The organism is Erysipelothrix urinaevulpis (genome assembly GCF_009828835.1).
Lineage (GTDB): Bacteria > Bacillota_I > Bacilli_A > Erysipelotrichales > Erysipelotrichaceae > Erysipelothrix > Erysipelothrix urinaevulpis.
In genome coordinates this window covers 231,341-257,996 of sequence record NZ_WTTB01000002.1, presented here as the reverse complement: position 1 = coordinate 257,996, position 26,656 = coordinate 231,341, and the positions used below count along the sequence as shown (strand labels likewise).

The window sequence follows — 26,656 nt, the reverse complement described above, 5'->3', positions numbered from 1 at the left end:
ATATAAATGGAAAAAAAAGATAAAATTTTAGATGATGCAATAAAACAAATTGAAAAACAATTTGGTAAGGGATCGATAATGAAGTTAGGGGATCGCAGTGCTGTTGATGTGGATGCGATTAGCTCTGGTTCATTAAGTCTTGATGCTGCACTTGGAATTGGTGGTTATCCAAAAGGAAGGATCATTGAAATTTTTGGTCCTGAGTCAAGTGGAAAAACAACGCTCGCTTTGCATGCTATTGCTGAGTGTCAAAAAGCAGGCGGGAAAGCAGCGTTTATTGATGCGGAAAACGCAATTGATCCACTGTACGCTCGAAATTTAGGTGTCAATATTGAAGAATTAATTCTCTCTCAACCCGATAGTGGTGAACAAGGCTTGGAAATTGTTGATGTCTTAGTTCGTTCAGGGGCTGTTGATTTAATTGTAGTGGACTCTGTTGCAGCGCTTGTGCCTCAAGCTGAACTTGATGGTGAAATGGGCGATGCTCAAGTTGGTTTACAAGCTCGTATGATGTCCAAGGCAATGAGAAAATTGTCAGGGGCAATGAATCGATCTGAATGTACAACGATTTTTATTAATCAGTTACGTGAAAAAGTTGGGGTTATGTTTGGTAATCCTGAAACTACACCAGGTGGTCGTGCACTTAAGTTCTATTCATCTGTACGCTTAGACATTCGTCGTGGAGAACAAATGAAACAAGGCCAAGATGTTTTTGGTAATAAGGCTAATATTCGTGTTGTAAAAAACAAAGTTGCACCTCCGTTTAAAAAGGTTCAAATTGAAATCGTGTATGGACAAGGAATTAGTTATCTTGGAGAAGTCATTGATTTAGGTGTTGAATATGACTTGATTGATAAAAGTGGTTCTTGGTATTCTTATAAAGAAGAACGAATCGGTCAAGGTCGAGAAGCTGTTCGTACATTCTTAGAAGAAAATCCTGCGATACAAGAAGAAATAGCAAATGATATTCGTGTTAAAATATTACCAGCTAAGGAATGATGAAAGTCATTCCTTTTTTTATGCTTAACGACATGAGTTTTCCTCAAAGTCTTGGTAAAACAAGTCAAAAGCAAGCATCTTGTTTTAATTCGTTGCGGTCTCAACTTTTTTTGTTGTGAAATTTGTGAAAATAAAGTATAATACATATGTTAGGTTTTTAAATTTTTTAAATAAGAAAGAGGAGTATAGTGATGGAAAAATATCTATTATATTCTATCTTAACCGGTTTATTAGTGTTTATAGTGATGGCAATTGCGATGGTCATTATTAGTAAAGTTAGATTAAATAGCGCACATAACCGTGCAAACTCAATAATTAGCGAAGCTGAAGAAAAAGCAGAAACAACTGTACGTCAAGCGTTATTAGAAGCAAAAACAGAAGCATATGAATTGAAGCTTAATGCTGAACGTGAAATGAAAGAAAAGAATAAAGAAATTCAAGAGTCAGAATCTCGTCTAGATCGTCGGGAAGAAAACTTGAATTTAAGAGATGCTAATATTGTCTCAAAAGATAACGATATACTTAAAAAGCAACGTGAATTAGAGTCTAAATCAAAACAACTGGAAAAGATGGAATTCGAATTAGAGAAACGTACTGAGGTTCAATTACAAGAACTAGAAAGAATTGCATCAATGCCACAAAGTGAAGCGAAAGATGAATTATTCGCGATTGTGGAACGTCAAATGGAGATGGAAGTTTTAACATACATTCGTGAACAAGAAGAAATAGCGCATGAGCGTGCTGAAGACATCGCAAGAAATATTATATCTTTAGCTATATCACGCTATGTTCAAGAGGATGCGTCTCAACGAACATCGTCAACTGTAACCTTACCCAATGAAGACATGAAAGGTCGTATTATTGGTCGAGAGGGTCGAAATATTCGTGCCTTTGAACAAGCGACTGGGGTCGATTTGATTATAGATGATACACCTGAAGTGATTACTTTGTCTTGTTTTAATCCAGTGCGTCGTGAAGTCGCGCGATTGGCATTGGAAACATTGATTTCAGATGGTCGTATACAGCCTGGTAAAATTGAAGATGCGGTAACAAAAGCTCAAAAAGAACTTCATCATGAAGTGCAAAAAGTGGGTCAAGATACACTCTTTGAAATGGGCTTGAGTAAGATGAACAAAGAGTTAGTGAATATATTAGGTCGGTTAAAGTACCGTTATTCATACGGGCAAAATGTTTTACAACATTCAATTGAAGTTGCACATCTAGCTGGAATGATGGCGGCAGAATTAGGATTAAATCAACGTTTAGCTAAACGTGCAGGATTATTGCATGACATTGGTAAAGCTGTTGATTATGAGATGGAAGGAACCCATGTTGAATTAGGTGTGCGTTTGGCTAAAAAATATGGTGAACATCCAATCGTCATCAATTCGATCGCGTCTCACCATGGTGATACAGATGCGACCTCGGCAATTGCTGTTTTAGTTGCTGCTGCGGATACCTTGTCTGCTGCACGCCCAGGTGCTCGTTTTGAGAGTTTTGAATCCTATATTCAACGGCTCGAAGAGTTAGAAGCTATGGCTGTAACACGTGAAGGTGTTCAACAAGCATTCGCAATTTCTGCTGGTCGTGAACTACGAGTCATGGTTGTTCCAGATAAGTTAAGTGACCTAGAAACAGTGAAATTAGCAAGAGACATCAAAGAAGACATTGAAAAAGAGTTAACCTACCCAGGACAAATCAAGGTAACGATTATTCGTGAATTACGTCATGTGGAGTTGGCAAAATAGATGAAAATTTTATTTATTGGTGATATTGTAGGTAAAAGTGGTCGGCAGGTTATCGCTGACCATTTACCACTATTAAAGGCAGAACAAGCGATTGATTTTATCATAGCAAATGGTGAAAATGCAGCCCATGGTAAAGGGATCACAAAACGTATTTATCGTTTTTTTATGGAACAAGGGATTGATTGTGTCACAATGGGAAATCATACGTTTGCGAAACGGGAAATTATGGATGATTATGAAGAATGTCCTAATTTGTTGGTTCCTGCGAATATTGAACCCTTAGACTTTGGTAATTATTATAAAGTTTACACTGTCAAAGAGAAAAAAATTTGTGTTGTAAATCTTTATGGAGAAGCTTTTATGAACAACGTCGGTGATCGACCTTATAAATATATGGATAAAGTTCTAGACGAGGTTGACGCTGATTATTATTTTGTTGATTTTCACGGAGAATCGACAAGTGAAAAAATTTTCTTTGCAAAGATGTATCAAACTCAAGTTGATGCAGTCGTAGGAACGCATACTCATGTACAGACAGCAGATGAAAAAATGATGGGTACGTGTGCTTATATTACCGATGTTGGTATGTGTGGTCCAAAAGATGGTGTCATTGGCCGTGACTTTGAAGAGTTATATGATAATATGGTTGTAGGGAATAAAACTTACTATAAATTAGCAAGCGGAGAAGCGATGTTTAATGCGGTGATGATCGAAATCGATGAATCAAGCATGACAAGTTTATCAATTCAACGCCTTGCTTGGTAAATGTGCTTAAAAACCAAGCAAACCTTGGTTTTTTTAATTAAGAAGGAGTAACTATGGATTTAATAAAATTTTATGCTTTAGGAGGTCTTGATGAAGATGGCCGTAATATGTCAGTTATCGAGATTAACGATGAGCTTTATATTGTTGATGTAGGATTAAAATATCCGGAGAATGAAACGCTGGGAGTTGAATCACAAATTCCAGATTTTAGTCATGTACTAAAAAACAAAGAAAATGTAAAAGGAATCTTTATCACTCATGGTCATGATGATGTAATGGGAGCTTTACCATATTTAATGAAAGAATTAAAAGCACCTATTTATACCACACCTTTAATTGCTTTGATGATTCAAGATTTATTACGTGAACATAAAATTAAGAACACAAAAATATTTAGAATTAAAAAGAATGGTCGTTTTAAAGTACAAGGTAGAAATTGTGTCGCCTTTGCTTTAACTCATTCAATTCCTGACTCAATGGGAATTGCCATTGAAACAGATCAAGGTTATATTGTTCATTCGAGTGAGTTTATTATGGACTTTAATGTGCCATCGGAAGCTTTCACAATGGATTTATCAACCATATCAGAATTGGGTAAAAAAGGTGTGTTTATGTTGTTTGCTGAATCAGTTTATGCAAAACGTCAAGGCTTTACATCGCCACATCACAGAATAGAACAACGAATTGAAAAGGTTTTTGAAAACACAGAGGAAAGAATTTTTGTGACCTTATATGAGCAAAATATTTATCGTCTGATTGAAGTCATTGAAATGGCTCGAAAATTCAAACGACGTGTGTATATTTATGGTGAGAAACAACGTCGTTTAATTAAACATTTAGAAGCATTAAATTACTATAAAATGCCTGAAGGTATGGAGATTAGTTCAAAAGAATTTAATAACGATATGAAAGATGTTGTGATTGTCGTATCTGATATTGGTCCTGATGTTTTCAGAAAAATGGGTAAAATTGCAATGGGTGAAGACCAAGTCATTGAGATTAAAGAGACAGATCATGTTATTGTCGCATCACCACAAGTGCCAGGAACTGAAAGTGTAGCAAGTGAAATGACGAATGAATTGTTTAAGGATGGGGTAAGTATCACAAGTATGAATCCCAAAGAAGTCTTATCAATGCACGCTTCGATTGAAGATTTAAAAATGATGATGGCGTTATTGAAACCTAAGTATTATGTTCCGATTAAAGGTGAATTCCAAGATCTTACGGCGAATGCTGATTTAGCGTTTGATATGGGAATACCACCTACCAACATTATTGTCTTGGATAATGGACAAATCGCTGAGTTTGTTGACGGACGTTTAAAATCGACATCACAGACCTTTAAACTTGAGTCAGTTTTGATTGATGGTAAAGATCATCTTGACACCTCAGGTTTAGTGTTGCGTGATCGTAAGATTTTAGGGACGGATGGAGCAATCACTGTTGGAGTTGTGATGGATCATCGAACTAAAAAGATTATTGGGGGACCTGATGTTCAATCACGGGGTGTCGTTTATTTAAAAGATGCAAAAAATCTCATGAACGAAGCTGGAAAAATATTAGTGAGCACGATTGAGAAAAACGTGAAAGAAAATAAATATGAACACATTGAAACACGGAATGAAGCACGTGATAAAATATCGAAATTCATTTTCAAGGAAACGGGAAAACGACCAATGATTATGCCTGTTATCATTGAATTAAGATAATTAAAGGGGGAGTTAGAATGGCAAAGAAAAATGAATTGCAACCAGAAGTTTTGCGATTTATTGTACTTCTTCTTATCGTGGGTCTTACAATTATTAGTATGGGTCGATTTGGAGCAATGGGTGTTATTTTAAATAACGGTATCCGTTTGTTATTTGGAGAGTTTCCATTTATTTATGAATCAATTATTCTACTTCTAACGTTAGTGTTGTTAATCAAGCCAAGTCTTTTGAAACAAAATTGGAAAGTGTATGTTTCCTCTACGCTTATCTTTTGTGCTTTTATTTTAGGGATGAGTCTAAATGCCGGGTACCAAGGAACAGGGATGCAAGTTGTAACTCAATTTCTTGATCAAGCACCTCAAATACTCATTAATGCTAAAACAAATGCATTTTCTGGATTTATTGGTGCTTGTTTGTATGGTTTTATGTCTTTTTTAGTTGATAAGCAAGGTGTCCTTGTTTTAATTGTCGTTTTGTTATTGATTGCACTGGCTTTGGTTATCTCGCCAAAAAAAGTTAAAGAACATCAAGAATCACTTGCAAAAAGAAAAGCAGAACGTCAAAATAATCGTGACCTTAAAGTAGCGAAACAAAAAGAAGCTAAACAAGAAAAGCAAGCCAAACAATTAAAGCGTAAAGAAGCTAAACAGCCAGAGGAAAAGGTCAATGTAGTGCTTGAAAAACCGAGTGAAGCGCGAGCTTCGTTTATTACGATGGACGAAGCAATTGATCATCAAACGGCTCAAAACCGACCACCTGAGCAAATTAAAGCAAATCTTGGTGCTGATGATTATGCACTTCCACCTTTAGAGTTGTTGGATAATATCAGTTCTTCATCAAAGAGTGCTACAAGTAATCAACAGACTGCTAAAGAAAAAGGGGATCGATTAATTGCGGTCTTAAAACAATTTGGAATCGATGCAACGATTGATAAAATACACATTGGTCCAGCGGTGACGAAATTTGAACTAATTCCTGATTCAAATGTTAAAATAAGTAAAATATCATCAATTCAAGATAACTTAATGATGGAGTTGGCGGTAAAAACGTTAAGAATTGAAGCTCCTATTCCAGGAAAACGTGCAGTTGGAATCGAAATTCCAAACGTAGAAATGATTCCTGTGCGAATGAAAGAGATTATCGATGGAACACCAGACTTCTTTTCATCAAAAAATGTCGATGTTGTTCTAGGTAAAAACTTAATGGGAAAACCCATTGTAGCATCGATTAATAAGATGCCTCATTTGCTTGTGGCAGGAGCAACTGGAAGTGGGAAGTCTGTTTGTATGAATAGCATCATAACTTCTTTACTCTTGAGTAAAACACCCGATGAATTAAAATTAATCTTAATTGATCCTAAGAAAGTGGAATTTACACCGTATACAAAAATTCCACACCTCTATTCACCTGTGATATCAGATCCGCAAGAAGCAAGTTTGGCGTTAAAGGTCTTGGTTGATTTGATGGAAAATCGTTACGAAGATTTTGCGGAACTTGGTGTTAGAAATATTCAGTCATATAATGACTACGTTGATAAAAATAAGAAAAAAGGACTTGAACGTATGCCTTGGATTGTTGTTATCATCGATGAACTTGCTGATTTAATGAGTGTTGCTGGAAAAGACGTTGAAGTGAGCATTCAGCGAATCACTCAACTTGCACGTGCAGCAGGAATTCATTTAATTGTTGCTACACAACGTCCTTCAGTTGATGTTGTTACAGGGATTATTAAAGCGAATATTCCATCTCGAATTGCATTTGCTGTTTCCTCAGCCGTGGATTCAAGAACAATTTTAGATATATCTGGTGCTGAAAAATTACTTGGTTATGGTGATATGCTTTATATTCCTATGGGCGAGCCGACACCTGTTCGAGTTCAAGGAGCGTTTGTCAGTGATCAAGAAGTTAAACGGATTACTGATTTTGTGAGTCAAAATAAAAAAGCGCATTATCATGACGCCTTTGTTAACTTAGAAAATAGTGAAGGGTCATCTGCATTGGTTGGAGTCATGTCAGATCCGATGTATGAAGAAGCATTAGAATTTGTTGTGAGTCATGGAAAAGCGTCAACGTCGCTGTTGCAACGACGCTTAGCTATCGGATATAATCGTGCAGCAAGAATTATTGATGCGATGGAAGAAAATGGTGTCATTGGACCAGCACGAGGCAGCAAACCTCGAGAAGTTCTTGTTAAAGAAACAGATTTATTTCAAGAAACTGAGTAAAGAGTGCATTTGCACTCTTTTTATATGGACTAAAATCTTGTTTAAGACTAGAAATATGCTATAATATACAAGAGATAAATCGTCGAAGAGGCTAAGTAATGATTGACAATGATTTCTACAGAGAGAGTGGAAGCTGAGAACACTCGTAATCATTCATCGTGAATTCACCTTGAAGAGGAACTAATCATTCCCGTTAGGTTTGCGTTAAAAACTATAAAGATGTATATACAGGTGTATATAAATCAGGATGGTACCACGCTATAGCGTTCCTGGACGGGGACGTTTTTTTATTTTAAGGAGGAAGGTATATGGATTTAAAAGAAATAATGAACCAAGGGGTTCAAGCAATTAAAGATGCTGATAACTTAGAACGTTTAGAAGAAGTAAGGATTTCATTTTTAAGTAAAAAAGGTCATTTGTCTTTGGCGATGCGACAAATGAAAGATTTATCAAATGAAGAAAAACCAGCATTTGGTAAAGCTGTGAATGAAACAAAAGAAGCGATTGAAAGTGTTTTAAAAGACAGATTTCAAGAACTTAAAGACATTGCTTTAAATGAATCAATGAAAAAAAATGCAATCGATATCACGTTACCAGGTACAAGTTTGAAACCAGGATTACAAAATCCTTTAATTTTAATGGTAAGAGAAATGGAAGCGTTCTTTCAAGAAATGGGTTACAAAGTAGTGGAAGGTGATGAGCTTGAGTTGGATTTATATAACTTTGAAAAAGCGAACATACCAAAAGATCACCCGGCTCGTGAAATGCAAGATACATTCTTTATCGATGAACATAATTTATTAAGAACACATACCACAGCAATTCAAACACGAACACTTGAAGAGTATGCACCACAGATACCAATTAAAGTGGTTTGTCCAGGGAAAGTGTATCGTCGTGATGATGATGATGCGACACATTCTCATCAATTTATGCAACTTGAAGGATTGGTTGTCGGTCATAACATCACATTAGCAGATTTAAAGGGAACCTTATCCTTATTTGCTAAACGTATGTTTGGAGAAGATCGAGTGATTCGATTCAGACCAAGTTATTTCCAATTTACAGAACCATCAGTTGAAATCGATGTTACGTGTCATATTTGTAATGGCAAGGGTTGCAACGTTTGTAAACAAACAGGTTGGATTGAAATTCTTGGAGGAGGAATGGTTCATCCAAAAGTCTTACAAGATGCAGGATATGACGATGAAACTCTAACAGGCTTTGCGTTTGGAGTTGGAATTGAACGAATTGCAATGTTAAAATATGGAATTGAAGATATCCGTATGTTCTATACAAATGATATGCGTTTTATTGACCAATTTAAGAGATTTGATTAGGAGGCCATATGTTAGTTAGTCGAAAATTATTAAACAGATATGTAGATTTAAAGGATATTAGTACCAATGATCTTGCGGACACATTAACCAATGCTGGATTAGAAGTAGAAGGCATTGATGTCTTATTAGATGTGAATCATCTCGTCGTAGGATTTGTAAAGACTTGTGTGGCACATGAAGACAGTGACCACCTTCATGTGTGTGAAGTTGATGTTGGAGATCAAGCGTTACAAATTGTTTGTGGTGCAAAGAATATTGCGCAAGGACAAAAAGTAATTGTTGCGAAAGTAGGGGCTCAATTACCAGGTGACTTCGAAATTAAAGACAGTGTTATTCGTGGTGTCGCATCATCTGGAATGATATGTTCATTAGGGGAATTAGGTATTTCTGAAAAAACACACCCTAATGGGCGTGAAGGAATTTATGTTTTTGAAGACGAGGCTGTTGTTGGAATGAATGCTGTTGAAGCATTGGGGATGGATGATGAAGTCATGGATATAAAACAAACTCCAAACCGTTCTGATTTTATGGCTCTAAGTTCTATTGCGAAAGAAGTTGCTGCACTTTATAAAACAGAAACAACATTGCCAAATTTTGAGATGCCATCGGTTAATGAAGCAAAAAGTCAATTAAAACTAAGTCTTGACACAAAATTGGCTCAACAATTTTTGGGGCGTGTTGTGAATAAAGTTGAAATTAAAGAGTCTCCACAGTGGATTAAAGAAGCATTAATTGCTTCAGGGATGCGTCCAATTAATAACCTTGTCGATATTTCAAATATCGTCATGTTAGAAACAGGTCAACCGATTCATTTTTATGCAAAAGACTTTTTATCACCGCTTGAATTATCAGTTGTCACAAATTATGAGGGAGACGTTGTTGGGTTGGATGGAAATACCTATCAAATCACAACGAAAGATCAAATGATTATGAATGGTGCAACACCTGTTGGAATTGCGGGAATCATGGGTCTTGAAAATTCAATGATTCAAGATACAACCCAAGCCATCGTGATCGAGGTTGCAACATTTGATCGTGTTGCAGTACGACAAACTTCCACTCGTTTAGGAATATCTTCGGAAGCTTCGCAACGTTTCAGCAAACCGATGGATCCATTGGCGCCAATCATGGCGATGAATCGTGCCGTTGAACTTTTAATTGAATACGGAAATGCTGAAGACTTTGAAGAACTCGTTAAAGTTGGGAATATCGAAAATCAAACGCATACCATTGAAACAACAACGAAGAAAGTTAACGATCTTTTAGGAACTGATTTTAGTGACGATGAGATTATGGATGTCTTTGAACGTCTAAACTTAAACCCTGTGATTGTTGATTCAAGAATCCAAACAAGCATACCATCGTATCGATTAGATTTACGTATACCAGAGGATCTTAGCGAAGAAGTTATTCGAGTGTTGGGCTATGATCGCTTACCAGAAACATTACCTAAGATGGATCTTACTCACGGTTCGTATACTGTTGAACAGAAAATACTTCGTGATTTGGAATCTATTTTACTAAGTTATGGGGCTAATCAGGTTGTAACCTACACATTAGATAATAAAGAGAACACAAACAATCCTTTATCAATTGGACATCCAATTAAGTTATTGAGTCCTTTATCAGAAAGTAGGGCGTATCTAAGAACAAGTTTATTACCTGCATTAGTTGATACAATGACCTACAACAAAGCTCGTAAAAATGATCACTTGTTCATGTTTGAAACAAGTCGATTGTACAGTCAGGATGGTAGAGAAACCCATTTAGCGATGATTGGCGAAGGATTTGTCAATAAAGAAACATGGTTAAAAGATTCAATCAAGATTGATTTCTATTTATTCAAAGGGATCTTTTTGGAAATGATGACTATGTTAGGGTATCAAGAACGACGTTTTACGTTTGAACCTATTAATCAATCTGAAATCTTTAATCCATATAAAACAGCAAGCGTTAAATTTGATCGTAAAGAAATTGGTGTTATTGGACATTTACATCCAAAGTATGCAAATAAACACGATTTAGGTGATAGTGCATATATGGAGATTAATTTAGACCCAATTCTTGAAGCAAAACGAGGTGCTGTAAAATCAAGCAAATTACCGAAACATCATGATATTGTTCGTGATATCGCAATTCTTGTGAATAAAGATATCCTTGCTGAAGATTTAATGAATACAATGAATAGGGCAAGTAAACGAAGCGTTAAAGAGTTATCAGTCTTTGATGTTTTCGAATCGAATGAATTAGGAAATAAGAAGTCCATTGCATTTGAATTGCGTTTTGATGGTGAGAAAATTCGTTCATCAAAAGACATTCAAACAATTATGGATGCAATAGAAGAAGAACTCAGTAAAAAACACGAAGCAATAATACGATAGGAGGGTTTTTATGGGTCGCGCATATGAAGTAAGAAAAGCCTCAATGGCTAAAACAGCAGCAGCTAAAACAAAGGTGTATTCACGCTATGGTAAAGAAATTTACATGGCTGCCAAGCAAGGTATTCCTGATCCTGAAATGAATACTAGCTTAAAAAGGATGATTGATGAGGCACGATCAAAACAAGTGCCAGCTGATGTCATTCAACGAGCCATTGATAAAGCTAAAGGTGGTTCAGAAGATAATTATCATGCAAGTTCATTTGAAGGGTTTGGGCCAGGAGCATCAACAATTATTGTTGAATGCTTAACCGATAATGACAATCGAACTGTGAGTGAAGTCCGAAACTGTTTTACCAAATCGAATGGTAAAATGGGTGTTAGTGGAAGTGTTGTGCACATGTATGAACATTTAGGGGTGTTATCGTTTGAGTATGACAATGACGAAAAAGTCTTTGAGATTTTACTTGAAGATGAAGTTGAACTCAATGATGTTGAACTTGAAGAAGGTTTTATGAACGTTACAGTAGACCCAAGTCATCTACACAAAGCCAAAGAATCTCTTGAAAAGAATCTTGGCGACTTAACATTTGATGTTCTTGAAATATCATATTTACCCTTTGAATATGTTTCACTAACTGATGAGGAACAAGCAGATTTTGATAAATTAATGGGAATGCTTGATGAGGTTGAAGATGTTCAAAATGTTTATCATAATGTACTAGGAGCAAGTGAATGAAACATTTAATCGACCAAATACCCGATTCAGAGCCGCTTTTTAAAGCAGCGGCATCTGAATTTTATTCGAGTATGGAACCTTATCTAGAAGAAGCGGCGCTCAAACAACTTTTAGAACCAGAACGGATCCATATTTTCAAGGTGAATTGGTTAGATCGTCACGGTGTTATTCAAACCAATACTGGGTACCGGGTTCAACACTCTTCGGCATTAGGACCCTATAAAGGTGGTTTGCGTTTTGATAAAAGTGTTAATCTTGATATGATGAAATTCCTTGCCTTTGAACAAACACTTAAAAATGCGCTTACTCATCTTCCATTGGGCGGTGCTAAAGGAGGTTCTGACTTTGATCCAAGTGATAAAACTAAAGCAGAAATAAATAACTTTATTCATAGTTTTATTGATCAAAGTTATTCTTTGTTTGGTCCCAACAAAGATGTTCCAGCGGGAGATTTGGGTGTGGGCCAAGAAGAAATTGCTTTAATGGCTAAATACCACCAAAACTTAACGGGTGAATTTGATGGAACATTTACAGGCAAACCAATTTCTATGGGTGGTGTCCTTGGAAGACAAGAAGCAACTGGCTATGGTTTAATTTATATTCTAATGCATCTTCTAGATGATTTAGAGACAGATTTAACAGATAAAAGAGTTGTCGTTTCAGGTTGTGGTAATGTCGGACTTCATGCAGCAGAGAAAGTGGTTGAGATGGGGGCCATCTTGGTTGGGATAAGCGATAAACAAGGTTATTTACAGGATGAAGAAGGTTTAGATATTGCTTACATTAAAGATAAACGACTCAATGAAAAATTAAGTCTTAAAGAAATTGATGGTAAAAAATTTAGCGAAGGGTCTGTTTTTGATGTGCCATGTGATATAGCATTACCGTGTGCAACTCAAAATGAACTGACCAGCGATCATTTAAGACGACTCGCTCAACAAGGATGTATGATTATTGCTGAAGGAGCCAATCGTCCATTAACTCAAGAAGCTGTTGATATTCTAAAGGAACTTGATGTTTATTATGTTCCAGGTAAAGCAGCGAACGCCGGAGGCGTTGCAGTATCGGGGCTTGAAATGCAACAAAATGCTCAAAAAGCTGTTTTCTCTTTCGAAGATGTTGATCTAAAACTTCAAGAAATTATGGCGCTCATTTATCAAGAGATTAAAGAAGCATCGTTAGTATTAGACAATCCTTACCATTTTGTGAAAGGTGCTAATTATGTCGCTTATCAACGAATTTTAGAGGTATATAACTTGCAAAGATTAGTCTAAATTGTTATCCTTTATACATAAAGGAGGCTACATAAAATGGCAGATTTGAAAGATAAAGTACAAGATGTTTTGGAAAAAAGTAAAAGCGGCGCAGAAGATTTAGCCGACAAAGCAAAAGCAGGGGTTGAGGAATTCGGTGACCATGCTGGACAAATGGTTAAAGATGCGAAAGACAATCTAAAAGATGGTGCTGAAAAGGCCCAAGAAAAACTTAAAGATGTCGGTGAAGACTTAGGCGATAAAGCGGTTGATCTTGCATATAAAGCAAAAGTTAGTACAGAAGAAGCATCTGATAAGGCTAAAAACATCGCCAAAGATTTAGAAGAAAAAGCAAAAGATTTATTAAAAAAATAAGATAAATGCCAGGGTTACCTGGCATTTATTTTCGATAGGGAGAAAGTTATGAAAAATTCATATTTTGATGGTGGTTTATTATCATTAGTTTTTTTACAAATTACCAATGCAATCTTATTAGTCATTACATTTGGCTTAGCTGCGCCATGGGCAATCACACGATCCTATCAATGGGAGATTGATCACACTGTCTTGGATGGGCAAAGACTTATCTTTGATGGCAAAGCAATGAGTTTATTTGCTAATTGGGTGAAATGGCTATTTTTAACCATCATCACAGTTGGCATTTATGGTTTTTGGGTTAGAATCAAAGTGATCGAATGGAAAACAAAGCACACTCATATTATAAATTATTAAGGCCTCGTGCCTTTTTTTATGTTCCTTGGTATAATCAAGAAGAGGTGAAGTGATGATAACACATGAAAAAATTGAAACGCTTCTTAAAGGAAATAAAGTAAATTACGATAAAGAGTTACAAAGTTTGTTTAAAGAGTGGAAAACAACATCAACACGTCCTAAAATATTATTGCATTCATGTTGTGCTCCATGTAGTACCTATAGTTTAGAATATTTATGTGAATATGCTGATGTTTGTGTTTATTTCTCAAATTCTAATATTTATCCTCGATCAGAATATCAACGACGATCATTAGTGCAGAAAAACTTTATCCAAAAATTTAATGATAAAACGGGTCATGATGTTTTATATATTGAAGCAGATTATAAACCCAATGAGTTTATTGAAATGGTGCATAATCAAAAGTTGGAACAAGAACCAGAAGGGGGCAAACGTTGCACAGCCTGTTTTGATATGCGGCTTAATGAGGTTGCGAAAGCAGCCCAAAGCTTAGGCTATGATTATTTTGGAACGGCTTTAACATTATCGCCTCATAAAGATGCACAAGTTGTGAATGCGGTAGGATATGAAGTTCAAAAAATCTATGATGTCTCTTATCTACCAGCTGACTTTAAAAAACAAGGAGGATTTTATCGATCCGTCGAGATGTGTGATGAGTATGATATTTATCGCCAATGTTACTGTGGCTGCATCTTCGCAGCGAAGCAACAAGGAATTGATTTAAAAGATGTAAATAAAGAGGCACTTGAATTTATTAAATCACAGGACACAGGAGGTCAAAATGGATAAAATAACGGTTGTGGAAATCATGCTTACAGGATTAACGACTGTAGCTGCAGCTTTTTTTGGGTCGATGTGGGCTCACAAATTTGCTATAAGTGACCAAGCAAGAGCGGAAAGAATCGATGATTTAAAAAACGTAAAAAAAGAAATTACATTATCGTATCGTAAAGCCATGGAGAGTGCAGAGCTCTTGATAGTTTTGCTGGCCGAGATAAAGGATGACCAAGATTTAAGAACGACCTATATTTCAAGCAAATCCTATCAGTTACTTCATAATCTACGCTATGAAATACTAAATATAGAAGACCAAAAACTCGACCTTGATGAGGACGAAGATGATGAGATTATAAAAGAAATTAACGAATTACTGACCTTAATGAAAGCAGACTATCATCTTTTAGATAGCTATTCCCATGAAATTTCAGCCCTCCATCACCCTTTAATAACACAAGAAGAATTTATGGTTAAACATAAAGACCTGATGACGAAACTAACGAGTGTGGAAATTGAGTTTATTGCAATGACAGATCGAAAAATAGTCTTTAAAATCCAAGAAAGAATCAAAAAACTATGAAGGAGATTCTGAGATTAGAAAAAGAAAAGTGGCGATATCGAATCGCTCAAGGTTCACTCTTTATATTGTTTGTCGGAATAACTTTATTTCTTCAGCGCTGGATGGAAACAATGCAAAGAGGGATCATTCAACAAGTCATCTACTATGTTGTCTTGTTGATAGTTTCAAGTCTTTACGTTTATGGAATGCGAAAAATCCGTACCATTTTCAAAGGAAATAGTTGTAAATTCCAGTAAAAAAGTCTCTATTTTTAACGAGACTTTTTTTATTTTGAGTAAACTCTGGATTCAATGTTTGACGGGTCAATAATTTCGACATACTTCTGATGTGACGCATCAAGCTTTTCAGGAAATGCTTGTTTTAGAGAATCATAGTGAGTGTGTGTGGTTGTATAGGAAATAAAGGATAAGCCAGTTTCATTGTCAAGGGCCTGTGTTATCCTTGGGCCTGCCCAAACATTAACAGCTAGATCATGATGATACCCATGATTTGAAATAAAAATTGCACTCGGAACTTTTGATTCAATTTTGAAATCGAGAGTTTTGAGATAAAAGTCTTCCATACCTTGCAATTCGTTAGTTTGAAGATGGACATGACCAAGTACTGTACCATCAGGAATCTGGTCCCAACGCTGTGTTTTCTTGTCGAGAAGTTGTTCAACGTCCAAAGGGTCAGAAACAAGTTTAAGTGTTCCATCACTTAGTCGTTGCCATTGGTCTTGAGGTCGATCGGCATAAACTTCAATGCCATTGCCATCGGGATCGTTTAAATAAAGTGCTTGAGAAAATAAATGATCGGCTGCACCTAGAATAGGGAATTGTAAGTCAATAATGTGTTGAAGATAATTTGCTAACTCACTTTCAGTTGGAAGTAGAAGTGCTAAATGATACAAGCCAATGCGATTGTCACTGGGTGGATAATAATCAAGATCTGATAAAAGAGTGATAAGTGTTTTGTCTGATGTTCCAAGCTCAACTTTATTGTCTTGTGTATCTCGTGTTTTTAACCCTAGAATTCGTTCATAAAATTCGGTAGAACGTTGCAAATCAAATACTTTTAATGTGATTGATGATAGATTCATTTTAAATCTCCTTTAACTAAGTTATGTTTTCGTTTAATATGCTGTACTGAAAATTCAAATTTATCATGATCGAATGATTCGATGGTTCGTTCATGTAGGCTTGATGTTCTTTTTTTCAACTCTGAAATCAAGAGTTTGCTGACATCATCGATCGAAACATGTTGATGACTTAAATCAGACAAGGTTGCCATGGTGTCTAAAACAATTGGTATGTCCGTATACTCCATGACATCATAAAACCCTTTAACAAGTTTAGAGCGCTTTGTTTGGTCGCCATTCACGGCAATATAACAATCCATTTCAACACGTTGACCTAATTGTTTTTGAGCTGTTCCACAAAATTTTTGTCCATTAATGCTCATATCGGAATCTCCTGGACAATAAGCGCCAGTAATTTCATAAGTTTTAATGTCTGTTGATAAGGGGGCTAAAGCTTGAGTAATAAAGTCAGAGTAATAGTCATAATTGAGTTTAACATCACCTAAAGATGGAAAAGTTAATGACATACTAATGACACCTTCATCAGCGATAATTGATCGACCCCCAGATTGACGAAAGGTTACCTCTTGACCGTGTTGACGGTAATAATCGAGTCCTTTTTGAATGTTTTTTATTCGAATATCATCAGTTCCCATGTTCACGCCTTTGTGTTGAAACAAATGCATCACTATCGTATTGTCTTCTAGATTTCTAAGGGAATAATCATCAATTGCTGTAGAAATGAGAGGGTCGGTGTTTACATCGTTGAGTTCATTGATTAAAATTGCTTTCATTAAATGTCTCCTTTGGTTGTAATGTTTATTAACTAGCGTATAATTCTATTGTAAATGATTTACAAGTGAATTAAAATTAAAAGGCATCGAATTTTAAAAATATAAAGGAGTAACCATGAAAGTACAAAAGATTATTATTCATTCTTTGGATGAAGACTTAAAAACAGAGATTTATTCAGATCGCCAAATGAATTTAAATGACCAACTTTATGTTGGAGAATATATTGAAAGGTTTGCTCGTTCGTGTGTTAATAGTTCAAAAACATATACAGGAAGATTGAATCAAACGAGTCCTTTTCATGAGTTAATTGATGATCGTTTTGATTTTTTAGAGTGGTCTAAAAAACTTGCGCGTCAATGGTTTTCATTTCATAAAACTCAAGAGCAGTCAAAGAATGTTAATTTATTATTCGCGTTAGTTGAAAATACGGATACGCTTTATTTCACAGGCTTTGAGGTTCATGCTTCAGAAGGGTTTATTCGAATCACTCAAGATAACCAAGTCATTGAAAATCAAATCATCCATAATAACATGATTCTTCCTAACACCTTTGCATCTGTAAAATCAGCATTTATGTTTGATTGTGAGTTTGGGACACTTTATCTCAATGGTAATCCATTGTACCATGATTTCTTTAAAGACGTCTTTGATTGTGAATTAATTGCGAATTCTAAACAGAGTTTTTCTGTCATCCAATCAACCATTCAAGAAGTTATGGCGAAGCGAGATCTTCCGTCTTTAGAAAGTCATGTTAAAGTGAAAGAAATTTTAGGAGACGTTGCTCAAGATTTCGATATTGTTTCCTGTTCTGATCTCATAGAAGAAGTCTTACAAGGAACAACAGAAGAAGAGAAACACTTAATTGAATCAAGGTTTGAGGAAGAAGATGTTGAAGATGATTTGAATTTAAAGAACTTAAAAAAATCACGCGTGCTTAGTCGACATAAATTTAAGACAGAAAGTGGCATAGAAATTATTTTCCCTGTTAATGAACTTGATATGGGTTCAGTCATTGAAATCATTGAAAATGATGATGGAACAAAAGATATGCGGATTAAAAATGTTGGCGAAGTTGCATAAAACATTACTAGAAAGATACACTTTTGACAAGAATGTCAAAAGTGTATCTTTTTTTGCATAGTCGTGTAATATATAGAAAAATGGTATATACCACTTGAGAAATGTATGTTATAATGATTGAAAATGGAGGGGACTATGAAATCGACAGAAGCTTATACATTAGTAGAATTGGTCATTGCATTGGCCTTACTTGCAATTATTCTAACATTCACACTCCCAATTATCATTGGAACCAATAATGTTAACAAAGCGGCTGAACATAATCTAAAAGCTAAAACAATTGCTCAAAATCAAATTGAAGAAATCATCATGGTGAGTAGTCAGTTGTCAGAAGATGACTTTGTTAATGTTGAATTTTCAAAGTTAAAGGAAGCGCTTAACAATCAGATTGGAGAGAGTGATTTTACAAGTGATTTACAACTGTTTCAGGATGATACGAACCCTGAGGCAAAAGATCATAATAAAAAAGTAATGCTTAAAGTATTTTATAAAGACAAATTGCTTTATGAAACAGAAACATGGCTAAGGTATGCACATGAATAAAAAAGAAGGATTTACATTATTGGAACTTGTGATTGTCATGGCTTTAATCTCGGTTGTTGGTTTACTTTTGATGTCAGTCTTTCTTACAAGTCATAAAAGCAACAAAAAAAATGAAGCACTTCAAAAACGAACGGAAAGTGTGCGTCTAGTGAGTCATATAATCGACACGGATATTCGTAAAAGTTCTCAAGAGTTAACCTTAACTAATAATGGAACATGTTATGACTTGACAGATTCAGTTGATAGTTCAAGCATAGAATATTGCTTTAAGAACAACTCTGTATTTCGTCAAGGTTCATTTCTAATTGATGAGGTCAATGACTTTCAAATAAAAACACTTGAAAATAAAGGGTTTATGATAATGATTGAAGATAGTGGAGGGGAAAAATATGAACAAACAATTTATTTTAGGCAAGCACAAACGGCAAGCAGATGAGGGTTCTATCTTATTGTCCGTTGTAATTGTCTTTTTATTTTTGATTATTGTCCTAACAACGTCAAGCGCAATGGCGTTTAGTAATTATGAGAAATCGAACAAGGAAAATGAGTTTCACTCTGCTTACTATCTAGCTGAAGCAGGCATTCATGAATATACCGATAAAATGGTCGATTACTTTTCAGATTTAACGACGCCTGAAATTCGTAAACTCCTAAAACTAGATATTACTGAATTTGCAGCATATTTAGAAACTGAGTTAACCACAAGGGTTAGAAACCAGGTTGATTTAGAAAAAAAGAATGCTGATCTTAATTTTACCTTTGAATCCATTGATGAGGTAAGCGATGAATTTGTTTTAGTCTCATCTGCAACGCTTGGCGATGAGACACGTGTTGTTAAACAAACATTGAAAGATGTACGTGCTTCCTTAGAAAACAATGGAAAAAACGACTTAAACTTCTTACATAAGTATGGGCTAGTAGTGAAGAGTAAAGCTGAGTTTTTCGCAACACAGATTCAAGGAAGTCTCTTTTTTATGAATGATAACTACAGCAAAAATGATATACGGTTTAACAGTGAGTCACGGCTGATTAGTTACCAGGACAAGGAATCCTACCTGTTTCATGGAACGGATAAAAGTACAGAAGAATTTTATCAATCATTGGGTGGCATTCAGGGGACATATTTAAATAAAAAATACCGAGAACACATTAAGGGAAGTGAAATGAAAATCATTGAGCCACAATTTGAATTTCCAAATCGCCCCAAGACCACTTCTACTCTTTCCGAAAAAGATATTAAACTGATTAAAAATACTGCGAGTTATTTAACAAATCCTCCTTATCAATTAGAACACGAAGAGTTGATTTGGAGTTATGGTCAAGGTCAATTGGACTTAAGTAAGGATTCTTATTATCTAAAAAAATTTCATGTCGAAAGTCTTTACGATAGTATTCATAATTCTTCTTTAATCATTAATGTTGGAGATAAGCATGTTTCATTGGTCGTTGATGATTTTAAAGTAGAAGGTGTATTGACAGTTAAAGGTTCTGGGAGTTTAACAATTTATACAAATTCAGATCATCCAGCTTATGATGGCATTGAGCGTTTAGTCTTTAATCCTTTTACCTTTGCCCATGAAAGTCAAGGAAGAAATGGTTTGGTTTTAATTGTTGAAGGAGATAAACAATTCGAAATAAAAGGGAAAGAACAAGGTGGATATATATCAGCTTCTTTTATTGCTAACTACATTCACGCATCCATCAAAGATAGTTCGAAAGCATCGTATAATATTGTGAGTTTAGGAAGGGATGCTCTTGATGGCAAAAGTATGAGTGAAATGCAGTTTTTACATAATACGATTAATCATGGTCCATTAGATGAAGACGAACGTAGAGTTTTTATTTTTGCACCTTATACAAAATTAAGAACTGAAGGGGTACGGATTAATGGGTTTGTTTATGTAAATGAGTTTTATAATTCAGGGTCAGGATCTACAATTCGTCATGATCCCGATATATTGAATTCACTGCCTCCGACTGTTTTACATATCCTGTCACAACTTCAAACAGAAGATAATGCGAATCCTGAGCCAGGAACAGGTGGTGCTTTTGATCAAAAAGTTATTGACTATGGTCCGATTAGGGAGGTGGAATAATGAACTATGAAGTCAAATATATAACAAAAGATGGCAAAGAAACAAAGCGTTTTATTACAGCGGATAATGAACGGTTACTTCTTGATATTTTAGATAAAGAAGGATCTTACTTGTTATCCTTTGAGGAACATTACAAAACAAGTAGCAGTAAAGGAAAGTTTAATTTAAAAATCGCTTCGATATTTTGTTACCAGCTCAGTACGATGCTCTCAGCAGGGGTTGATTTACCGACATCGCTTGACTTAATTCAAGCGAAGGTTACAAATCAAAATGAACGGATTATTTATCGAGATTTGCTTGAAAGTGTTCAGAAAGGTAATTCTTTATCAACATCCATGGAAATGCAGGAAGGGATTTTTGATGATTTATTAATCAGTATGGTACGTTCTGGAGAAATTGGTGGTGATCTTGAAGGGAGTCTTCGGACAATGTCAGATCACTATGAGAAAAATAAAAAAACACGGGACAAAATTAAAGCAGCTGCAACGTATCCAATTATATTATTAATTGTCTCGATGGCGATTGTCTTAACACTTGTGGTTTTTGTTTTACCGCGAATTACCAGTAGTTTTCCAAGTGAGGACTTGCCAGCAACGACAGCATTTTTATATGCGGTTTCGAATTTTATATTGAAGTATTGGTGGTTGGTTATTATTTTGCTAATTGGAATGATCGTTCTATTTAAAGTGTTATATGATACCCCGCGAATCAGACGGAAAATCCATCGTAATTTACTCTATTTGCCCGTGCTTGGTAAGCCCTTAAGAACCATTTACTCTGCTCGTTTAGCGCGGTCGTTTGCGTCGCTTTATTCTCAAGGTGTTTCGACCTTAGAAATGATTAGTCTAGCAGCCACAACGCTGAATAATGCTTATTTTGAAAAACGACTTAATGAAGTTGAGGTTGAGGTTAGTCATGGTCAAAGTATCTCGAAGTCACTTGACAGTATTGAAGAGTTTGATCCGATGCTTTCGTCCATGATGAAAATTGGTGAAGAAACAGGAGATTTGGATGGTGTATTAAAGAAGATATCTGTTTATTTTGATCAAGAAGCAGATGCAGCAATTGAAAGAATAGTGAGTTTGCTTGAACCGGTGATGATTGTTGTAATGGGTGTTATGATTGCGTTTATTGTTCTATCCATTATGCAACCAATTCTTAAAATGTACGACTCGGTTCAGTAGAAAGGAAGATGAAGAATGGCACTTGTAATTGAAATAAGAGAAGAGAGTTTATCCTTTGTTCATACAAAAACAAGAGTTGGGGGACAGGTTGATGTTATCAATCATTTTCGAATCGAAATTCCTACTGGAGATAAAAATGAAATGTTGCACTATACTGACCCAATCGTTACAGATTTAATCAAACATGAATTCGAACAACGAAACATTGTGGAGCGTTATGCGACCTTTGTTTTAAATAATAAACAGGGAATTTCAAAAGAACTAGATGTTCCTCAAATGGATCGAAAAAGAATGTTAAATATTATTAAAAACGAACTAAGAATGAAGTTAAATCTTACGGGTGATTACGTTGTTGATTTTATGAAACTGGATAGTTTTACAAAAGGAGATACACCTTTTGAACGTGTGATGGCGGTGGCAGTTCGTTTTAATGATATAAAAGAATTGGAAACATGGAGCTTGAGTTTTGATATAAAAATTAAATCGATCGTTACAGGACCCACTGCAATGATTTCTCTTTTATCTGAACGGACGGTTGTCTTAGGCGACAAACCTTTATTGATTGGTGATTTTTATCGTGAATTTACTCGGTTCTATTTATTTATGGATGAAAAATTTGTAGCACTTAGAACAATCTATAAGACTAATTTCCAAGATAGTGATGATGTTACGCGTGTTGAACAACTCATTAAATTGATGTCGGCCGCAGTTTTAGAAGAAAATGGAACTCAAATTGAAAAAGTCATCATGATGGGAGAACTTGAACGATTAGATTTATTAAAAGCACGATTTGATCAAAATCTTACGTTAAGTAACGAATTTTTCGACTATGAAAAAGTCATCTTACCGTGTCAAAAATCGATCTTAGAACATATGAATGGTATCGGGGCAATTTTATGAAAGATCGCGTAAACCTGTATCTAGAATATCTAGATCTTAACAAAGAAGATCGGCCCTTTCCGTTTAAACAAGTGGCGACGATGTTAATCATTGCTTCATTAATCATTGTCTTATTCTTTTTCGCCACGCAAAAAATAAGCAACAATCGTTTGTTGAATCAGGAAGAAGATTTGCGTTTATATCTAGAATCAAAGGAAAATCAAAAGAAGTTTAAAACAGCACAACAGAATAAAAAACTCATTGATGCCCGCAATGAATTGAATGAAAAAATTGGGTCAGTGAACAAAGTCTTGAAGGATAAGAACCGTTATAATCCAAGTTTATTTGCTCAAATTAAAAATTCACAACCACACAGTGTTCATTTAACTAACGTTGAGATGAAAGAGGGGGAAGTGACGATTGAGTATTATACCAATCAAATCGATGCGCCTGCATTGTTTGCACATAACCTTAAAAACAAAGTGCCTCATTTGTCACTGGAGTACAAAGGATTTAAGAAAATCATCAAAAGTGAAAAATCGAAGATAGATGATGAAAAAACTGAAAGTGTAGAGGTTTATGAAGGGGTTATTGTGATTAACTTGGAAGGAGGATACTAATGGCGAAAGTTACGTTTAGAGAAAAAGTATTGCTTTTGGTATTGTCGATGATTGTCATCCTTGTGGGTGGGTTTACGTTATTAGTTTTTCCACTAAAAGCAGAGAATGAAGTTTTGTCTGATACCGTCTCCAATTTAGAGGTTGAACAAATAACCATGTCGAATACCATTGCTCAAAATAAAAAATATCTTGGTGATATTAAAGAGGTTGAAAAAGAAATCCATAAAAGTTTAAGTGAAATATCTGATCCGGTTAAAACCGAATGGTTTGATATTAATCTGAATAATTATGCAAAGAATAGAGATTTGGAAATTTTAGAAATTGATTATCAAGAGGATGTCGCAACTTATCCTGAAATCAAATATCCTCAAGGGTCAATAAAATATGAACTTAGAGATGAAATAAATAAAATTAACAAACAAACAGGTTCTGATGATGAAGATGCGATTGCGGATTATGAAGTTATCCAACATCCGATGAAACTTGTGGCTAAAGGTAATATTAAAAATTTAGCGTTATTTATGGATGATTTGTATAGTGAAAAAGAAACAATCTATATCGATGAGTTCGAGTATGATTATGAAAATAAAACGGTTTCTATGAATATTGAAGTATATTCGATTGATAAAATATTAAATAAAAAAACACTCGATATGAGTGTTCAAAAGAGCCAGTCGGATAAAGATTCAAAATAAAATGTTCAAATACCATTGAATTAACGCTGGACCATGGGTTAAGGCAATGATAAAGCCAATGACAAGATAGGGTCCATAGGGTATTTTAGTTTTTAAAGAAGCTTTCTTTGTGATAATCATTGAAATTGCATGAATGCCTGCAATGATAAGTGCAACTAAAAATGCGACAAGGATATTTGGAAATCCAAGATAGAGTCCTGCACTAATTGTTAATTTAACATCTCCCATTCCAATTCCTTTCGTTAATTTCGCAAGAATATAGTAAGGGAAACTCACAACGACAGCACCCAATATATGGACTTTCCAATTGTTTGGACTATTGATTAATTTCAATAAGGCTAAAAGGATCAGGTAAAGATGGAAACGATCATAAATTAACATCGTATCAAGATCGATATAAGCAATCACAATCAATAATGAAACAAAGATTAGGTTTAGAATTAATGGAATTATGGCTGGTTCGTTTGCGGCCACAAGGGCAAATGTGAATCCAGTTAATAATTCAAGAATGAGATATCGATGACTGAGTGTTTGTTTACAGTAACGACATTGACCTTTATTCATAAGGAATGAAAGGACTGGAATTAAATCAATGGCTTTCAATTGTGTTTTACAGAAATCACATTCTGAATGACCATGGACAAAATCTCGTCCTTCTGGAATTCTAATAATTAATACTCCTAGGAATGATCCGATGATCAATCCAAATACAAAAAATGCGCTTAGCATTTACATCACCTCTAAGTAAGTATACCAAGAAAGGCGGAAAAAATGAATAGAACTTTAATTGCGAAAATATTACTAAAAAATAAAGTTTTAAATGAAGAAGAACTATTAAGAATCGTTGAGCAATGTCGACGTGAAAATGAAACGCTTGATGGTTTTTTGATCAAAGAACAGTTTCTAACTGAAAATGATTTACTAAAAATGATCGCTTCAGAATTAGGGTATGAGTATGTTAATAATCCATTAAGTCTTTATAATGAATCGTTTTCAGACTTAATTACGGAAGATTACTCAAGAAAAAACAATGTTGTCGTGCTTTATGTAGAAAATGGAATTTTATATGTTGCAAGTAATAATCCGACAGATTTTGAAGTCTTTGAAGATTTAACCATGATGACGGGCTATGACGTTGTTCCTGTGATTTCAGCAACAGCATCCATACAGTCAACCATTACACGTGTTTATTCTTATGATAACCAAGAGAATGAAATTTTAAGTGGTTTAGAGTTGTCGGAAGAAGATCAAGCTTTATTAGACCGTGTAGAATCAGCGCCAATTGTTAAACTTGTTAATTCAGTTATAAGTGCAGCTTATGCTGAGGATGCTTCTGATATTCATATTGAACCTGAAGAGACATTTAGTAATATTCGATTTCGAATTGATGGTGAGCTCAAAGAATACATGCAAATTAAACACGAATTTCATGATCCAGTCATAACGCGTATTAAAATTATTTCAGAAATGAATATTGCAGAAAAACGAATTCCCCAAGATGGTGCTTTCAGTATTAAATTGGCTGAATCTAGAATTGATATGCGTGTTGCAACAATTCCTACCCATTATGGAGAAAAAGTTGTTATGCGTATTTTAGGTAATGAGAAATCTATTAGTTATGAGATTGATTCGCTTGATATTGATGATGATATTAAAGCATTTCTAAAGAAGATTATTACGATACCTAATGGCATTATTTTAATTACTGGGCCAACTGGGAGTGGGAAAACAACAACCCTTTATTCCATGTTAAGTGAATTATCGACACCCAACAAGTCGGTTATTACCATCGAAGATCCGATTGAAAAGAATTTTGAAGGTATCTCACAAGTTGGAATTAATGCGAAAGCGGGTCTGACCTTTTCTAAAGGGCTGCGTTCAATCTTAAGGCTTGATCCAGATGTCATCATGATTGGGGAGATTCGTGATGCTGAAACAGCATCGATTGCTATTAGAGCGGCGATAACAGGTCACTTAGTTCTTTCGACACTTCATACCAATGATGCATTGTCCTCAGTCACTCGTTTAATTGATATGGGTACGGAATCTTACATGGTTGGATCCTCTGTTAAAGCGGTCATTGCCCAACGACTTGTTAGAAAAAACTGTCCTCACTGTAAGGTCCAGAGACGTCTAAGCCATGAAGACCGACTTTTGTTCCAAGATAATTCGATCTTATCGTATTATCAAGGGAAAGGCTGTGAGCGCTGTAATAACACAGGGTATTTAGGGCGAAAGGCTGTTTTTGAAGTCATTCCAATTGATGAACATTTACAAGGAATGATTGCGGAAAACGCCAGCTATAAAGAGATGTACGACTACATCAGATCACAAGGTACTAGACTCTTAAAAGATGATGTATTACGTGTCTTGAAAGGAGGGGATACCAGCGTAGAAGAAGCGCGTAAAATCTTATTTAGTAATGACTTATTTTAAGATTAGAGAGGAGAAAATAGAA

26 protein-coding genes are annotated in these 26,656 nt (G+C 35.2%); 23 read left to right on the top strand and 3 right to left on the bottom strand.

What is annotated here, in order from left to right; translation table 11 throughout:
* The first annotated feature begins 6 nt into the window (after positions 1-6).
* The 14 genes from recA (at position 7) to GVV10_RS03220 (ending at position 15,482) form a co-directional block, all read left to right on the top strand.
* On the top strand, positions 7-999 hold the full coding sequence (recA, locus tag GVV10_RS03285) for a recombinase RecA (RefSeq protein ID WP_159519555.1): 993 nt from the start codon (positions 7-9) through the stop codon (positions 997-999).
* Positions 1,000-1,190: 191 nt separating this feature from the next.
* Positions 1,191-2,747 carry a ribonuclease Y gene (gene rny, locus GVV10_RS03280; RefSeq protein ID WP_159519553.1) on the top strand — a complete coding sequence of 519 codons (1,557 nt, stop codon included), beginning with the start codon at positions 1,191-1,193 and terminating at the stop codon, positions 2,745-2,747.
* The gene (locus GVV10_RS03275; protein ID WP_159519551.1) at positions 2,748-3,512 is read left to right on the top strand and encodes a TIGR00282 family metallophosphoesterase; all 765 of its coding nucleotides are present in this window, start codon (positions 2,748-2,750) and stop codon (positions 3,510-3,512) included.
* A 53-nt stretch (positions 3,513-3,565) separates the two neighbouring features.
* On the top strand, positions 3,566-5,221 hold the full coding sequence (locus GVV10_RS03270; protein WP_159519549.1) for a ribonuclease J: 1,656 nt from the start codon (positions 3,566-3,568) through the stop codon (positions 5,219-5,221).
* A 17-nt stretch (positions 5,222-5,238) separates the two neighbouring features.
* Entirely contained in the window at positions 5,239-7,446 is a 2,208-nt protein-coding gene (locus GVV10_RS03265; RefSeq protein WP_159519547.1) for a DNA translocase FtsK, read from the top strand.
* A 308-nt stretch (positions 7,447-7,754) separates the two neighbouring features.
* Complete coding sequence (pheS, locus tag GVV10_RS03260; RefSeq protein WP_159519545.1) at positions 7,755-8,786, top strand: phenylalanine--tRNA ligase subunit alpha; 1,032 nt, start codon at positions 7,755-7,757, stop codon at positions 8,784-8,786.
* 8 nt (positions 8,787-8,794) lie between these two features.
* Positions 8,795-11,167, top strand: coding sequence for a phenylalanine--tRNA ligase subunit beta (gene pheT / locus GVV10_RS03255; protein ID WP_159519543.1), 2,373 nt, complete (start codon positions 8,795-8,797; stop codon positions 11,165-11,167).
* A 10-nt stretch (positions 11,168-11,177) separates the two neighbouring features.
* A complete protein-coding gene (locus GVV10_RS03250) occupies positions 11,178-11,903 on the top strand; it encodes a YebC/PmpR family DNA-binding transcriptional regulator (RefSeq protein WP_159519541.1) in 726 nt (241 codons plus the stop codon).
* Positions 11,900-13,177, top strand: a complete 1,278-nt coding sequence (locus GVV10_RS03245) for a Glu/Leu/Phe/Val dehydrogenase dimerization domain-containing protein (RefSeq protein WP_159519539.1) — start codon at positions 11,900-11,902, stop codon at positions 13,175-13,177. Before GVV10_RS03250 ends, GVV10_RS03245 begins: the two co-directional genes overlap by 4 nt.
* A gap of 36 nt (positions 13,178-13,213) precedes the next feature.
* Complete coding sequence (locus GVV10_RS03240; protein WP_159519537.1) at positions 13,214-13,531, top strand: hypothetical protein; 318 nt, start codon at positions 13,214-13,216, stop codon at positions 13,529-13,531.
* A 48-nt stretch (positions 13,532-13,579) separates the two neighbouring features.
* Positions 13,580-13,888 (top strand): YjgN family protein, encoded by a 309-nt coding sequence (locus GVV10_RS03235; RefSeq protein ID WP_159519535.1) that lies wholly within the window; start codon positions 13,580-13,582, stop codon positions 13,886-13,888.
* A 52-nt stretch (positions 13,889-13,940) separates the two neighbouring features.
* A complete protein-coding gene (locus GVV10_RS03230; RefSeq protein WP_159519533.1) occupies positions 13,941-14,678 on the top strand; it encodes an epoxyqueuosine reductase QueH in 738 nt (245 codons plus the stop codon).
* Positions 14,671-15,246: a hypothetical protein gene (locus tag GVV10_RS03225; protein WP_159519531.1), complete on the top strand. Its 576-nt coding sequence runs from the start codon at positions 14,671-14,673 to the stop codon at positions 15,244-15,246. The genes GVV10_RS03230 and GVV10_RS03225 overlap by 8 nt, the downstream gene beginning before the upstream one ends.
* On the top strand, positions 15,243-15,482 hold the full coding sequence (locus GVV10_RS03220; protein WP_159519529.1) for a hypothetical protein: 240 nt from the start codon (positions 15,243-15,245) through the stop codon (positions 15,480-15,482). Before GVV10_RS03225 ends, GVV10_RS03220 begins: the two co-directional genes overlap by 4 nt.
* A gap of 29 nt (positions 15,483-15,511) precedes the next feature.
* Here GVV10_RS03220 and GVV10_RS03215 read toward each other — a convergent pair whose 3' ends face one another.
* Positions 15,512-16,327, bottom strand: a complete 816-nt coding sequence (locus tag GVV10_RS03215; RefSeq protein WP_159519528.1) for a VOC family protein — start codon at positions 16,325-16,327, stop codon at positions 15,512-15,514.
* Positions 16,324-17,100: a lipoate--protein ligase family protein gene (locus tag GVV10_RS03210; protein ID WP_159519527.1), complete on the bottom strand. Its 777-nt coding sequence runs from the start codon at positions 17,098-17,100 to the stop codon at positions 16,324-16,326. Before GVV10_RS03210 ends, GVV10_RS03215 begins: the two co-directional genes overlap by 4 nt.
* Positions 17,101-17,215: 115 nt before the next feature.
* Between GVV10_RS03210 and GVV10_RS03205 the strand changes: the two genes are divergently transcribed.
* The 8 genes from GVV10_RS03205 (at position 17,216) to GVV10_RS03170 (ending at position 24,198) form a co-directional block, all read left to right on the top strand.
* Positions 17,216-18,181, top strand: coding sequence for a nucleoid-associated protein (locus GVV10_RS03205; RefSeq protein WP_159519526.1), 966 nt, complete (start codon positions 17,216-17,218; stop codon positions 18,179-18,181).
* A gap of 135 nt (positions 18,182-18,316) precedes the next feature.
* Complete coding sequence (locus GVV10_RS03200) at positions 18,317-18,724, top strand: prepilin-type N-terminal cleavage/methylation domain-containing protein (protein ID WP_159519525.1); 408 nt, start codon at positions 18,317-18,319, stop codon at positions 18,722-18,724.
* Positions 18,717-19,160 (top strand): type II secretion system protein, encoded by a 444-nt coding sequence (locus tag GVV10_RS03195; protein ID WP_159519524.1) that lies wholly within the window; start codon positions 18,717-18,719, stop codon positions 19,158-19,160. Before GVV10_RS03200 ends, GVV10_RS03195 begins: the two co-directional genes overlap by 8 nt.
* Positions 19,114-20,820: a hypothetical protein gene (locus GVV10_RS03190; RefSeq protein ID WP_159519523.1), complete on the top strand. Its 1,707-nt coding sequence runs from the start codon at positions 19,114-19,116 to the stop codon at positions 20,818-20,820. The genes GVV10_RS03195 and GVV10_RS03190 overlap by 47 nt, the downstream gene beginning before the upstream one ends.
* Positions 20,820-22,004: a type II secretion system F family protein gene (locus GVV10_RS03185; RefSeq protein WP_159519522.1), complete on the top strand. Its 1,185-nt coding sequence runs from the start codon at positions 20,820-20,822 to the stop codon at positions 22,002-22,004. The genes GVV10_RS03190 and GVV10_RS03185 overlap by 1 nt, the downstream gene beginning before the upstream one ends.
* 15 nt (positions 22,005-22,019) lie before the next feature.
* Positions 22,020-22,904, top strand: coding sequence for a hypothetical protein (locus tag GVV10_RS03180; protein WP_159519521.1), 885 nt, complete (start codon positions 22,020-22,022; stop codon positions 22,902-22,904).
* A complete protein-coding gene (locus GVV10_RS03175) occupies positions 22,901-23,503 on the top strand; it encodes a hypothetical protein (RefSeq protein WP_159519520.1) in 603 nt (200 codons plus the stop codon). The genes GVV10_RS03180 and GVV10_RS03175 overlap by 4 nt, the downstream gene beginning before the upstream one ends.
* Positions 23,503-24,198, top strand: a complete 696-nt coding sequence (locus tag GVV10_RS03170; RefSeq protein WP_159519519.1) for a hypothetical protein — start codon at positions 23,503-23,505, stop codon at positions 24,196-24,198. The genes GVV10_RS03175 and GVV10_RS03170 overlap by 1 nt, the downstream gene beginning before the upstream one ends.
* Here the strand turns inward: GVV10_RS03170 and GVV10_RS03165 are convergent.
* A complete protein-coding gene (locus tag GVV10_RS03165) occupies positions 24,190-24,927 on the bottom strand; it encodes a prepilin peptidase (protein WP_159519518.1) in 738 nt (245 codons plus the stop codon). The genes GVV10_RS03170 and GVV10_RS03165 overlap by 9 nt on opposite strands.
* Positions 24,928-24,969: 42 nt before the next feature.
* On the opposite strand from GVV10_RS03165, the gene GVV10_RS03160 reads away from it, so the two are divergent.
* Positions 24,970-26,634 carry a GspE/PulE family protein gene (locus GVV10_RS03160; RefSeq protein WP_159519517.1) on the top strand — a complete coding sequence of 555 codons (1,665 nt, stop codon included), beginning with the start codon at positions 24,970-24,972 and terminating at the stop codon, positions 26,632-26,634.
* Positions 26,635-26,656 lie beyond the last annotated feature (22 nt).

Excerpts from the sequence above, each read along its gene's own strand:
- recA (WP_159519555.1), top strand. The coding sequence starts at position 7 with ATGGAAAAAAAAGATAAAATTTTAGATGATGCAATAAAACAAATTGAA.
- rny (WP_159519553.1), top strand. The coding sequence starts at position 1,191 with ATGGAAAAATATCTATTATATTCTATCTTAACCGGTTTATTAGTGTTT.
- GVV10_RS03275 (WP_159519551.1), top strand. The coding sequence starts at position 2,748 with ATGAAAATTTTATTTATTGGTGATATTGTAGGTAAAAGTGGTCGGCAG.
- GVV10_RS03270 (WP_159519549.1), top strand. The coding sequence starts at position 3,566 with ATGGATTTAATAAAATTTTATGCTTTAGGAGGTCTTGATGAAGATGGC.
- GVV10_RS03265 (WP_159519547.1), top strand. The coding sequence starts at position 5,239 with ATGGCAAAGAAAAATGAATTGCAACCAGAAGTTTTGCGATTTATTGTA.
- pheS (WP_159519545.1), top strand. The coding sequence starts at position 7,755 with ATGGATTTAAAAGAAATAATGAACCAAGGGGTTCAAGCAATTAAAGAT.
- pheT (WP_159519543.1), top strand. The coding sequence starts at position 8,795 with ATGTTAGTTAGTCGAAAATTATTAAACAGATATGTAGATTTAAAGGAT.
- GVV10_RS03250 (WP_159519541.1), top strand. The coding sequence starts at position 11,178 with ATGGGTCGCGCATATGAAGTAAGAAAAGCCTCAATGGCTAAAACAGCA.
- GVV10_RS03245 (WP_159519539.1), top strand. The coding sequence starts at position 11,900 with ATGAAACATTTAATCGACCAAATACCCGATTCAGAGCCGCTTTTTAAA.
- GVV10_RS03240 (WP_159519537.1), top strand. The coding sequence starts at position 13,214 with ATGGCAGATTTGAAAGATAAAGTACAAGATGTTTTGGAAAAAAGTAAA.
- GVV10_RS03235 (WP_159519535.1), top strand. The coding sequence starts at position 13,580 with ATGAAAAATTCATATTTTGATGGTGGTTTATTATCATTAGTTTTTTTA.
- GVV10_RS03230 (WP_159519533.1), top strand. The coding sequence starts at position 13,941 with ATGATAACACATGAAAAAATTGAAACGCTTCTTAAAGGAAATAAAGTA.
- GVV10_RS03225 (WP_159519531.1), top strand. The coding sequence starts at position 14,671 with ATGGATAAAATAACGGTTGTGGAAATCATGCTTACAGGATTAACGACT.
- GVV10_RS03220 (WP_159519529.1), top strand. The coding sequence starts at position 15,243 with ATGAAGGAGATTCTGAGATTAGAAAAAGAAAAGTGGCGATATCGAATC.
- GVV10_RS03215 (WP_159519528.1), bottom strand. The coding sequence starts at position 16,327 with ATGAATCTATCATCAATCACATTAAAAGTATTTGATTTGCAACGTTCT.
- GVV10_RS03210 (WP_159519527.1), bottom strand. The coding sequence starts at position 17,100 with ATGAAAGCAATTTTAATCAATGAACTCAACGATGTAAACACCGACCCT.
- GVV10_RS03205 (WP_159519526.1), top strand. The coding sequence starts at position 17,216 with ATGAAAGTACAAAAGATTATTATTCATTCTTTGGATGAAGACTTAAAA.
- GVV10_RS03200 (WP_159519525.1), top strand. The coding sequence starts at position 18,317 with ATGAAATCGACAGAAGCTTATACATTAGTAGAATTGGTCATTGCATTG.
- GVV10_RS03195 (WP_159519524.1), top strand. The coding sequence starts at position 18,717 with ATGAATAAAAAAGAAGGATTTACATTATTGGAACTTGTGATTGTCATG.
- GVV10_RS03190 (WP_159519523.1), top strand. The coding sequence starts at position 19,114 with ATGAACAAACAATTTATTTTAGGCAAGCACAAACGGCAAGCAGATGAG.
- GVV10_RS03185 (WP_159519522.1), top strand. The coding sequence starts at position 20,820 with ATGAACTATGAAGTCAAATATATAACAAAAGATGGCAAAGAAACAAAG.
- GVV10_RS03180 (WP_159519521.1), top strand. The coding sequence starts at position 22,020 with ATGGCACTTGTAATTGAAATAAGAGAAGAGAGTTTATCCTTTGTTCAT.
- GVV10_RS03175 (WP_159519520.1), top strand. The coding sequence starts at position 22,901 with ATGAAAGATCGCGTAAACCTGTATCTAGAATATCTAGATCTTAACAAA.
- GVV10_RS03170 (WP_159519519.1), top strand. The coding sequence starts at position 23,503 with ATGGCGAAAGTTACGTTTAGAGAAAAAGTATTGCTTTTGGTATTGTCG.
- GVV10_RS03165 (WP_159519518.1), bottom strand. The coding sequence starts at position 24,927 with ATGCTAAGCGCATTTTTTGTATTTGGATTGATCATCGGATCATTCCTA.
- GVV10_RS03160 (WP_159519517.1), top strand. The coding sequence starts at position 24,970 with ATGAATAGAACTTTAATTGCGAAAATATTACTAAAAAATAAAGTTTTA.